A 9873-nucleotide genomic window follows, 5' to 3' on the forward strand; every position below is an offset into this window, starting at 1 on the left:
GGCGGGAACCCGGGCGGGACGGCGGCATGGGGGTTGGCCCCCATCTCCGTGGCCGGGGAAGCTTCCCCGGTTAATCCTTCGGTAAACTAACTATTGACGCTTCCTTGACGCCCCCGTGGTGCTTCGGGGCGTCCCCACCCCTGTCGATCCCTCGCACGGAAGAGGAAGCCCATCGGACACGCAGACACCCTGATCGCCATGGGCGGCGCGTTCCTCGCCGCCGCGGTCCTGGCACGGCTCGGCGGCCGTATCGGACTGCCCACCATCCCGCTCTTCATCCTGGCCGGCATCCTGCTCGGCCCGCACACCCCCGGCATCGTGCTGGTCGCCGACCCGCACGACCTGGAGATGCTCTCCGCGCTCGGCCTGGTCCTGCTCCTCTTCTACCTGGGCCTGGAGTTCCACCTCGACGACCTCAAAGCCGGCGGCCGGAAGATGGCGCTGGCCGGGGGGATGTACCTGGCGCTGAACGTGGGCGCGGGCCTCGGCTTCGGGTTCGCCCTGGGCTGGGGCACCTCCGAGGCGCTGGTGCTCGCCGGCGTGCTCGGCATCTCCTCGTCCGCGATCGTCACCAAGGTGCTGGTCGACACCGGCCGGCTCGGGAACCCGGAGACCCGGCCGATCCTCGGCATCATCGTGGTCGAGGACATCTTCCTCGCCCTCTACCTCGCCGCGCTCCAACCCATCCTGTCCGGCGCGGACAGCCTGGCCGCCGCCGCGACGGACGCCGGCAAGGCGTTCGCGTTCCTGCTGGCCCTGGCGCTCGCCGCCCGGTACGGCACCCGCGTCATCGGCCGGCTCTTCGCCGTCAAGGACGACGAACTGCTCGTGATCTCCTTCCTCGGGGCGGCGGTCCTGGTGGCCGGGGTCTCGGAGTGGTTCGGGGTCGCCGACGCGATCGGCGCGTTCATGGTCGGACTGATGCTCGGCAGCACCGCCTCCGGGGAGCGCATCCGCACCCTGGTGCACCCGCTGCGGGACGCCTTCGGCGCCATCTTCTTCTTCGCCTTCGGCCTGTCCATCGACCCCGGCGACCTGCCGGTGGTCCTCTGGCCGGTGCTGGCCGCCGTCGCGCTGACGATGGTGATGAACGTCCTGGCCGGGGTCGGCGGCGCCCGGCTGTACGGATTCGGTCCCGGGCCCGCCGCCAACATCTCCACCACGCTCCTGGCCCGCGGGGAGTTCGCCCTGATCATGGCGACCATGGCCGCGGGGGCCGGACTGGACGAGCGCCTGTCGCCGTTCATCGCCGGGTACGTGCTGCTGCTCGCCGTGCTGGGCCCGCTGGCCGCCGGACGTTCGTCCTGGCTCGCCCGGCTGCTGCCCGACGCGCGCCCCGCCGCCCCGCGGGAGCCGGCGGAGCCCGTCGAGCTGTCCGCGGTCGGCACCGGGGAGAAACGGGCCTGACCCGGCGCCGCCGGGGAACGGGGAACGACGATCGCCGTCGCGAGGTCATCGCGACGGCGATCGCTGTTCCCGGTGGCCGGGGCGGGGATCAGCCGAGGTGCTGGGTGTCCCGGGAGATCAGCAGCAGGGCCCGGTCGTCGTTGACGTCCCGGGCGACCGCCTCGATCAGGTGCCAGGCCGCACCGTGGAACCCGTCCGCCACGTAGCGGTTGGCCGCACCGGTGAGCCGGTCGATGCCCTCGTCCAGGTCGCGGTCGGAGGTCTCCACCAGCCCGTCGGTGAAGAGCATCAGCACGTCGCCCGGGCGCAGGGTGCCCTTCAGGGGGTCGAACTGGGCGCCGTCGTAGACACCGAGGAGCGGGCCCTCCGGCGCCTTCTCCTCCCAGCGGCCCGAGCCGGCGCACAACTGGAGCCCCGGCGGGTGCCCCGCCGAGTAGAGCTCGTAATCGCCCGACTCCAGGTCCAGCACCAGGTGGATGGAGGTGGCGAAGCCCTCGTCCCAGTCCTGACGCAGCAGGTAACCGTTGGCCGCGGGGAGGAAGTCGTGGGGCGGGAGCGAGCCGAGGAGGCCGCCGAAGGCACCGGAGAGCAGCAGCGCCCGGGAGCCCGCGTCCATGCCCTTGCCGGAGACGTCGGTGAGGACGACCTCCAGGGTGCGCCCCCCATGGGTGCGGGCGGCGACGACGAAGTCACCGGAGAAGGACTGGCCGCCCGCGGGTCGCAGCGCCATCTCGCGGTGCCAGCCGCGGGGCAGCAGCGGGAGCTTGCTCTGCACCCGGATGCGTTCGCGCAGGTCGAACAGCATGGTGCCGCCACGTCGCCAGGGCACGCCGACGCGGCTGCGGAACTGGGCGATGAGCAGGCCGGTGAAGCCGCAGGCCGCGACGGTGAGGACCACGCCCGGCGTCACCCGGGCCGGGCCCTCCGCGTAGGGGCCGAGCCGCACGGACTCGACGATCAGGGCAGCGGCGGCGGCCGCGTACAGGGTGAGCAGGCTCGCCGGGCGCAGCAGCAGGCCGCCGGCGACGATCGGCAGCACCAGGGCGGCCGGGGAGAACCAGAGGGAGTTGGCGAGCGTGCCCGCGGCGATCAGCGGAACCGTGAGCAGCAGACCCGCCAGGGCTATCCAGTCGGAGCCGTCGCCGCGGAAGTAGTCGACGCCGGATTTGCGGACGGCGACGCGGACCCGGTGCAGTCGCTTCTTCATCTGGGCCGGGAACTTCTCTACTGCCGTTCGTCGTCGTGCCATCGCACGTGGACCTTATCCAGCGCGCCGGAGGGGACGCACAACAGGTCCCTCCCGGCGCACCCTCGGGATCAGCGGAACCACTGGTGAACCCCCCTGCCTCACGGGCCTTCGGACGGCCCTCACCCCTTCCGTGCGGGCCCGGCGGGACGCACGGAAATCGGTTCGCTCATCCTGCTTCGCCCTGATAGTCATGTCTACATGACGACAGAGCCACGGGTGTTGCGACCGGACGACTGGGATGTGTGGTACGCCACACTGGAGCGGGCGTTCGGTGGCTTGGCCGAGGCTCCCGAGGAGCGCGAACTGTGGCGGGCGCTCACCGAGACGAAACGTTCCCTCGGGGTGTGGGAGGACGGGCGGTGCGTCGGCACGGCCGGGGCCTTCAGCTTCCGCATGACCGTGCCGGGCGGCGCGGCCGTGCCCGCGGCGGGCGTCACCATGGTGAGCGTGGCGGCCACCCACCGCCGGCGCGGGGTGCTGACCTCGCTGATGCGCCGGCAGTTGGACGACGTGCGGGCGCTGGGTGAACCGCTCGCGGTGCTGACCGCCTCGGAGCCGGCGATCTACGGCCGCTTCGGCTACGGCATCGGGACGTACCAGTTGGGCGCGACCGTCGACACCTCACGGGTGACCCTGCCCCGGCTGCCGGGCGAGGACGGGCTGCGGCTGCGCTTCGCGGAGCCGGCCGAGGTGCGGGAGGAGTGCGAGGCGCTGTACGCGCGGGTGGTGCCGGAGCGGCCGGGCATGATCGCCCGCGGTCCGGGCTGGGAGCGGTTGCCGCTGCTGGACCCGGAGGGCGGGCGCGGCGGCGGGTCGCCGTTGCAGTGCGTGCTCGCCGAGCGCGACGGCGTGCCGGTCGGGTACGCCCGCTACCACAACAAGCCCTCGTGGGAGGCGCAGGGGCCCAACGGCGTGGTGACCCTGCGGGACCTGGAGGCGGTGGAACCGGCGGCGTACGCGGCGCTGTGGCGGTTCCTGTTCGACCTCGACCTCACCTCGACGGTGGTGGTGCGCAACCGACCCGTGGACGACGCCTGGCAGTACCTGGTCTCGGACGTCCGGCGCTCCCTGCTGACCTCCCGGGACTCGCTGCACGTGCGGCTGGTCGAGGTGGGCGCGGCGCTCGCGGCCCGCACCTACCGGACGCCGGTGGACGTGGTGTTCGACGTGGTCGACGCGTTCTGCCCCTGGAACACGGGCCGCTGGCGGCTCTCCGGCGACGCCGAGGGGGCCGTCTGCGCCCGTACCGAGGACCCCGCCGACCTGCGTCTGTCGGTGCGGGAGTTGGGGGCGGCCTACCTGGGCGGGACCGGTCTGGGGGCGCTCGCCGCGGCCGGCCGGGTCACGGAGGTGCGGGCCGGGGCCCTGGCCCGGGCGACCACCGCCTTCGGCTCGGACCTCGCCCCCTGGCTGCCGCACGGCTTCTGAGCCGTCAGCCGGTCCCGACCGTCGTGGGCTGGCAGGTGGGACACCAGAAGAGGTTGCGGGCGGCGAGGCCGGCGGTGCGGATCTCGTCGCCGCAGACGTGGCAGGGCCGACGGTCCCGCCGGTACACGTACACCTCTCCCCCGTGGTCGTCGACCCGGGGCGGACGGCCCATGGCCTCGGGGGTGTGCTCGGGGCGGACGGTGTCGATGCGGTTGTTGCGCACGCCCTCCCGCATCAGGGCGACGAGGTCCGTCCAGAGGGCGTCCCACACGGCCCGGCCGAGGTCCCGGCCGGTGCGGTAGGGGTCGATGCCGTGCCGGAAGAGGACTTCGGCGCGGTAGACGTTGCCGACGCCCGCCACCACCTTCTGGTCCATCAGCAGGGCGGCGACGGTGCTGCGGCTGCGCGAGACGCGGGTCCAGGCGGGCTCGGGGTCGTCGTCGCGCAGCGGGTCCGGGCCGAGCCGGTCGTGCACGGCCCGCTTGTCGTCCTCGGTGATCAGGGCGCAGGTGGTGGGGCCGCGCAGGTCGGCGCAGTCGGTGGGGGTCGCCAGCCGCAGCCGGACCGTGTCGGTGGGCGGCGGCACCGGGGCCGTCGCGAAGTCGAGCTTGCCGAACAGGCCCAGGTGGACGTGGACCCAGTCGCCGCCGGGGAAGCCGAGGAACAGGTGCTTGCCGTGGGCTTCGGCGGCGGTCAGCGGACGGCCGTCCAACAGGGCGGCGCTCGCCGCGAAGCGGCCCTGCGGGCTGCTGACCCGGACCTCGCGGTCCAGGAAGCGCTCGCGGTGGTCGAGGGCGAGGCGGTGGATGGTGTGCCCTTCCGGCACGGGTGGGACTCCTGGTGTCGGTCGGACGGGGACGGTCCGGGCGCGCCGCCCCGGCCTCGGCCGGGGCGGCGCGGGGGCCTACGGCTGCTGCGGGTGGTGGGCCGGGATCGGCGGGAGTTCGCCGGTGGTCTCGTAGACCGACAGCATGTCGATGCGGCGCTGGTGGCGGGACTCGTCCGAGAACGGCGTCTTCAGGAAGGTCTCGACGAAGGCGGTGGCCTCGTCGGTGGTGTGCATCCGGGCGCCGACCGCGATGACGTTGGCGTCGTTGTGCTGGCGTCCGAGGGCGGCGGTCTGCTCGCTCCAGGCGAGCGCGGCGCGCACCCCCTTCACCTTGTTCGCGGCGATCTGCTCGCCGTTGCCGGAGCCGCCGATGACGATGCCGAGGGAGCCGGCGTCCGCGGCGGTCCGCTCGGCGGCGCGCAGGCAGAACGGCGGGTAGTCGTCCTGGGCGTCGTAGAGGTGGGGCCCGCAGTCGACGGGCTCGTGGCCGTGGGCCTTGAGCCACTCCACGAGGTGGTTCTTCAGTTCGTAGCCGGCATGATCCGAGCCGAGGTACACGCGCATGGGACCGAGTGTGGCATGCCCCGGACGGGGCGGGCGTCCACGGGTCCGTGCATTGGTCCGGACCTGAACTCCGGCGGGAGGGACGGCGCGGCCCCGGTCCCCCACGGGAACCGGGGCCGGACGGCCGCGGGCGCGGTCAGCGCTTGACGAGGCGCCAGGCCGCGGGCAGCAGGCCCATCGCGAGGGCCGCCTTGAGGGCGTCGCCGATCAGGAACGGGGTCATGCCGGCGGCGACCGCACCGGACAGCGACAACGGGGTGCTGGCCGCCAGGTAGGGCACGCCCACGGCGTAGATGACGGCGGAGCCGAGCACCATGGTGCCCGCGGTGCGCAGCACCGAACGGTCGCCGCCGCGCCGGGCGAGGGCGCCCACGACAGTGGCGGCGAGCAGCATGCCGAGGACGTAGCCGAAGGTCGCGCCGCCCGCGCCGGAGGTGCCGCCCGCGAACCAGGGCACGCCCGCCATGCCGACCAGGGCGTACAGGGCCAGCGAGAGGAAGCCGCGGCCCGCGCCGAGGGAGGTGCCCACCAGCAGCGCGGCGAAGGTCTGCCCGGTGACCGGGACCGGCGAGCCGGGCACCGGCACCACGAGTTGCGCGGCGATCCCGGTGAGCGCGGCGCCGCCGACGACGAGGGTGACGTCGCGCAGACGGGCGCGGGCCGCCGAGGCGGCGGGCAGGAGGTCGGCGAGGACCTCGCCGGGACGGGTGGTGACGGCTGCGGTGCTCAACGGTGCTCCCGGGGAGGTCGGACGGGGGGGGCGGACACGGCGACGCTATCCCAGCGCCCCCGGCGCGCTCACCGTCAGCGACCGACAAAGGGCGCCGGCACGCCTTGGTGGGCTCCGTACAAATCGGCGGGGGGAATCACCCGGTCAAGGTGACACTGGTCACTGTCGGACTGTGGAGTACTGCCAAATCCCCTCTCCGGAAGGGTGACTGGGGCGAGGAGCCCGCACTCCTTCGCGGGCATGCTCATGACCTCTTTGGGTAGACGAAGCCCGTACCCCACACTGATGGCTCCCCACGCCCCTCACACCCACGGACAGCCCATGGCCCGCTCGGACACCGCCGCACCCGCCCCTTCGGACCCGCGCCCGGACCCCGGGAGGACCGACCCCGCGGGCAACGCCCTCGGTCACGGCCTCAAGCAGCGGCACCTGTCGATGATCGCCCTGGGCGGGGTGATCGGCGCCGGACTCTTCGTGGGATCGGGTGCCGGGATCGCCGCCGCCGGCCCCTCGATCGTGGTGGCGTACACCGCGTCAGGGCTCCTGGTGATGCTCGTGATGCGGATGTTGGGCGAGATGTCGGCCGCCCACCCCTCCTCGGGGTCGTTCTCGACGCACGCGGACCGCGCCATCGGCCCTTGGGCGGGGTTCACCGTGGGGTGGGCGTTCTGGGTGCTGCTGTGCACGGCCGTGGGGCTGGAGGCCATCGGGGCGGCGAAGATCGTCACCGGCTGGCTGCCGGGGACCCCGCAGTGGATGTGGGTGGCGCTGTTCATGACCGCGTTCTGCCTCTCCAACCTCGCCGCGGTGCGCAACTTCGGCGAGTTCGAGTTCTGGTTCGCGGCGCTCAAGGTCGGCGCGATCGTGGTGTTCCTGGGGCTGGGCGGACTGGCGATCGCCGGCCTGCTGCCGGGCATCGAGGCGCCCGGCACCGCGCATCTGACCGGCGACGGCGGGTTCCTGCCGAACGGCACCGACGGGCTGATCATCGGCCTGTTGGCCTCGGTGTTCGCGTACGCCGGCCTGGAGACGGTGACCATCGCCGCGGCCGAGTCGAAGGACCCGGTGCGCGGGGTGGCCACCGCGGTGCGCACCGCGGTGTGGCGGATCGCGCTGTTCTACATCGGGTCGATGGCGGTGATCGTGACCCTGGTGCCCTGGGACGACCCGGACGTCGTCGCCCGGGGCCCGTACGTGGCCACCCTCGACACCCTGGGCATCCCCGGCGCCGGCGAGATCATGAACGTGGTGGTCCTGGTGGCCCTGCTGTCCGCGATGAACGCCAACATCTACGGCGCCTCCCGGATCGCCTACTCCCTGGTCGAACGGGGGCAGGGGCCGAAGGCGCTGGGACGGGTGCACCGTCGGGTGCCGTGGGCGGCGGTGCTGGCCTCCTCGCTGTGCGGCTTCGGATGCGTCCTGCTGAGCTACTGGCGCCCCGACGACGTCTTCGGCTGGCTGCTCAACATGATCGGCGCGGTGATCCTGGTCGAGTGGATCTTCATCGCGGTCTCCCAACTGATCCTGCGCCGGCGCACCGAGCGCGAGGAGCCCGAGCGGCTCACCGTCCGGATGTGGGGCTTCCCCGTGCTGACCTGGATCGCCCTCGCCATGATGGCCGGGATGTTCCTGCTGATGGCGCGCGAGCCCGACACCCGGGTGCAGTTGTACTCCACCGGCGCCCTGGTGCTGGTGCTGGCCGTCACGGGATACGTGCGCCAGCGGCGGGGGACGCTCACGTAGCAGTCCCACCCACCCGCGACCCGAGGGCGCCCGACCGGACACCGGCGGGCGCCCTCCTCCGCGTCCGGGCGGCGGCGCCCGCCCGGGGCCGCGGCGCACCGCCCCCGAGCTGCTGATAGCGTGCAGATGCAAGTAGGTTGCAATAAGAGGTCAGAGGGGACCCGCGATGGCCGTCTACACACTTCCCGAACTCCCGTACGACTACTCCGCGCTCGCGCCGGTGATCAGCCCCGAGATCATCGAGCTGCACCACGACAAGCACCACGCCGCCTACGTCAAGGGCGCCAACGACACCCTGGAGCAGCTGGCCGAGGCGCGGGACAAGGACCAGTGGGGCTCCGTCAACGGACTCCAGAAGAACCTGGCCTTCCACCTGTCCGGGCACATCCTGCACTCCATCTACTGGCACAACATGACCGGCGACGGCGGCGGCGAGCCGCTGGACAAGGACGGCGTGGGCGAGCTGGCGGACGCGATCGCGGAGTCCTTCGGCTCCTTCGCGGGCTTCAAGGCCCAGCTCACCAAGGCGTCCGCGACCACCCAGGGCTCCGGCTGGGGCGTCCTCGCCTACGAGCCGGTCAGCGGCCGGCTGATCGTGGAGCAGGTCTACGACCACCAGGGCAACGTCGGCCAGGGCTCGACGCCGATCCTGGTCTTCGACGCCTGGGAGCACGCCTTCTACCTCCAGTACCGCAACCAGAAGGTCGACTTCATCGACGCGATGTGGGCCGTCGTCAACTGGCAGGACGTGGCCAAGCGCTACGCCGCCGCCAAGGAGCGCGTGGACAACCTGATCATCGCCCCGTGACGCGGTAACCGCCGTCACCGTGCCGTCCCCCGGGTTAGGGCCGCTCCCGGGGCGGGCACCCCCAAGGTCCTGCTCGTGATCGTCTTCTCACCGCTCATCGGGCAGGAGCACCAAGCGGAAGGCCCCGCGAGGACATGACTCGCGGGGCCTTCCGTGCTGTCGGGGCACGGACGCTCAGTCGAAGACCGGGTCCTGGGTGCGGGTGCGCTTGATCTCGTAGAAGCCCGGGGTGGACGCCACCAGCAGCGTGCCGTCCCACAGCCGGGCGGCCGCCTCGCCCTTGGGGGCCGGGGTGACCACCGGACCGAAGAAGGCGATCTGCTCGCCGTCCGGGCCGGGCACCGCGATCACGGGCGTGCCCACGTCCTGGCCGACCTTGTCGATGCCCTCCTTGTGCGAGGCGCGCAGCTCGGCGTCGTACCGGTCGGAGTCCGCGTGCTCCAGGAGCGAGGCCGGCAGGCCCACGTCCGCGAGCGCCCCGGCGATCGCCTCCCGGGTGGGGCCCTCGCCGCGGTTGTGGAAGCGGGTGCCCAGGGCGGTGTACAGCGGGCCGACGACCTCCTGACCGTGCAGTTCGCGGGCCGCGATCACCACGCGGACCGGCGCCCACGCCCGGGCCAGGATCTCGCGGTACTCCTCCGGCAGCTCGCCGAGTTTGTCCTCGTTCAGAACGGCGAGGCTCATCACGTGCCAGCGGACCTCGACATCCCGTACCTTCTCGACCTCCAGCACCCAGCGGGAGGTCATCCACGCCCATGGGCACACGGGATCGAACCAGAAGTCGACGGGGGTCTTCTGCGACACGGACATGTCTCTCCTCAGCGCCGTGGGCGCGTGGCTGCGGTGCACGATCGGTCGCCCGGAGAACACCGCCGGTCCACCGGGTCATTCCCGCCCGTTCGGTCGACGGGCTCCCCCTGCCCGGCCCGTCGGCCCTCGTGGCAGGATCGCTCACCGGGTACCGAATACCGCGTACCGGTTTCCGGACGCACGACCCCACGAAGCACCGGAAACACCAACAGAACGAACAGAACGACATCCGCCACCGCCGGATTCCGGCGTCCGTCGGTCCCGTGCGCCGCGTGCCGGGAGCGGAGGAGCGACGGGTGGGGAAG

9 protein-coding genes are annotated in these 9873 nt (G+C 72.7%); 4 read left to right on the top strand and 5 right to left on the bottom strand.

Annotated elements, in window-relative coordinates; translation table 11 throughout:
• The first annotated feature begins 198 nt into the window (after positions 1-198).
• Positions 199-1407, top strand: a complete 1209-nt coding sequence (locus ABT092_RS02230) for a cation:proton antiporter (RefSeq protein WP_351238777.1) — start codon at positions 199-201, stop codon at positions 1405-1407.
• A gap of 88 nt (positions 1408-1495) precedes the next feature.
• Here the strand turns inward: ABT092_RS02230 and ABT092_RS02235 are convergent, their stop codons facing one another.
• A complete protein-coding gene (locus ABT092_RS02235; protein WP_351238779.1) occupies positions 1496-2656 on the bottom strand; it encodes a SpoIIE family protein phosphatase in 1161 nt (386 codons plus the stop codon).
• Between the two features lie 198 nt (positions 2657-2854).
• On the opposite strand from ABT092_RS02235, the gene ABT092_RS02240 reads away from it, so the two are divergent.
• Positions 2855-4084, top strand: a complete 1230-nt coding sequence (locus ABT092_RS02240; RefSeq protein WP_351238781.1) for a GNAT family N-acetyltransferase — start codon at positions 2855-2857, stop codon at positions 4082-4084.
• Positions 4085-4088: 4 nt separating this feature from the next.
• On the opposite strand, the gene ABT092_RS02245 is transcribed toward ABT092_RS02240, so the two are convergent.
• From ABT092_RS02245 to ABT092_RS02255, 3 genes are all read right to left on the bottom strand, one after another.
• Positions 4089-4910, bottom strand: a complete 822-nt coding sequence (locus ABT092_RS02245; protein ID WP_351238783.1) for an Fpg/Nei family DNA glycosylase — start codon at positions 4908-4910, stop codon at positions 4089-4091.
• Positions 4911-4988: 78 nt separating this feature from the next.
• Positions 4989-5477: a ribose-5-phosphate isomerase gene (locus tag ABT092_RS02250; RefSeq protein WP_351238785.1), complete on the bottom strand. Its 489-nt coding sequence runs from the start codon at positions 5475-5477 to the stop codon at positions 4989-4991.
• A 136-nt stretch (positions 5478-5613) separates the two neighbouring features.
• Entirely contained in the window at positions 5614-6207 is a 594-nt protein-coding gene (locus ABT092_RS02255) for a biotin transporter BioY (RefSeq protein WP_351238787.1), read from the bottom strand.
• Positions 6208-6528: 321 nt separating this feature from the next.
• On the opposite strand from ABT092_RS02255, the gene ABT092_RS02260 reads away from it, so the two are divergent.
• Positions 6529-7950 carry an amino acid permease gene (locus ABT092_RS02260; RefSeq protein ID WP_351238789.1) on the top strand — a complete coding sequence of 474 codons (1422 nt, stop codon included), beginning with the start codon at positions 6529-6531 and terminating at the stop codon, positions 7948-7950.
• A 166-nt stretch (positions 7951-8116) separates the two neighbouring features.
• The gene (locus ABT092_RS02265) at positions 8117-8758 is read left to right on the top strand and encodes a superoxide dismutase (protein ID WP_351238791.1); all 642 of its coding nucleotides are present in this window, start codon (positions 8117-8119) and stop codon (positions 8756-8758) included.
• 174 nt (positions 8759-8932) lie between these two features.
• Here ABT092_RS02265 and ABT092_RS02270 read toward each other — a convergent pair whose 3' ends face one another.
• Complete coding sequence (locus ABT092_RS02270) at positions 8933-9568, bottom strand: mycothiol-dependent nitroreductase Rv2466c family protein (protein WP_351238793.1); 636 nt, start codon at positions 9566-9568, stop codon at positions 8933-8935.
• Between the last annotated feature and the right edge of the window lie 305 nt (positions 9569-9873).

This window comes from Streptomyces sp. NPDC002490 (assembly GCF_040296045.1).
In the GTDB taxonomy this organism is placed as follows: domain Bacteria; phylum Actinomycetota; class Actinomycetes; order Streptomycetales; family Streptomycetaceae; genus Streptomyces.

What these genes read in the sequence shown, in the direction of transcription:
- ABT092_RS02260 (WP_351238789.1), top strand. Translation starts at nt 6,529, where the DNA reads ATGGCCCGCTCGGACACCGCCGCACCCGCCCCTTCGGACCCGCGCCCG.
- ABT092_RS02235 (WP_351238779.1), bottom strand. Translation starts at nt 2,656, where the DNA reads ATGGCACGACGACGAACGGCAGTAGAGAAGTTCCCGGCCCAGATGAAG.
- ABT092_RS02250 (WP_351238785.1), bottom strand. Translation starts at nt 5,477, where the DNA reads ATGCGCGTGTACCTCGGCTCGGATCATGCCGGCTACGAACTGAAGAAC.
- ABT092_RS02230 (WP_351238777.1), top strand. Translation starts at nt 199, where the DNA reads ATGGGCGGCGCGTTCCTCGCCGCCGCGGTCCTGGCACGGCTCGGCGGC.
- ABT092_RS02270 (WP_351238793.1), bottom strand. Translation starts at nt 9,568, where the DNA reads ATGTCCGTGTCGCAGAAGACCCCCGTCGACTTCTGGTTCGATCCCGTG.
- ABT092_RS02265 (WP_351238791.1), top strand. Translation starts at nt 8,117, where the DNA reads ATGGCCGTCTACACACTTCCCGAACTCCCGTACGACTACTCCGCGCTC.
- ABT092_RS02240 (WP_351238781.1), top strand. Translation starts at nt 2,855, where the DNA reads ATGACGACAGAGCCACGGGTGTTGCGACCGGACGACTGGGATGTGTGG.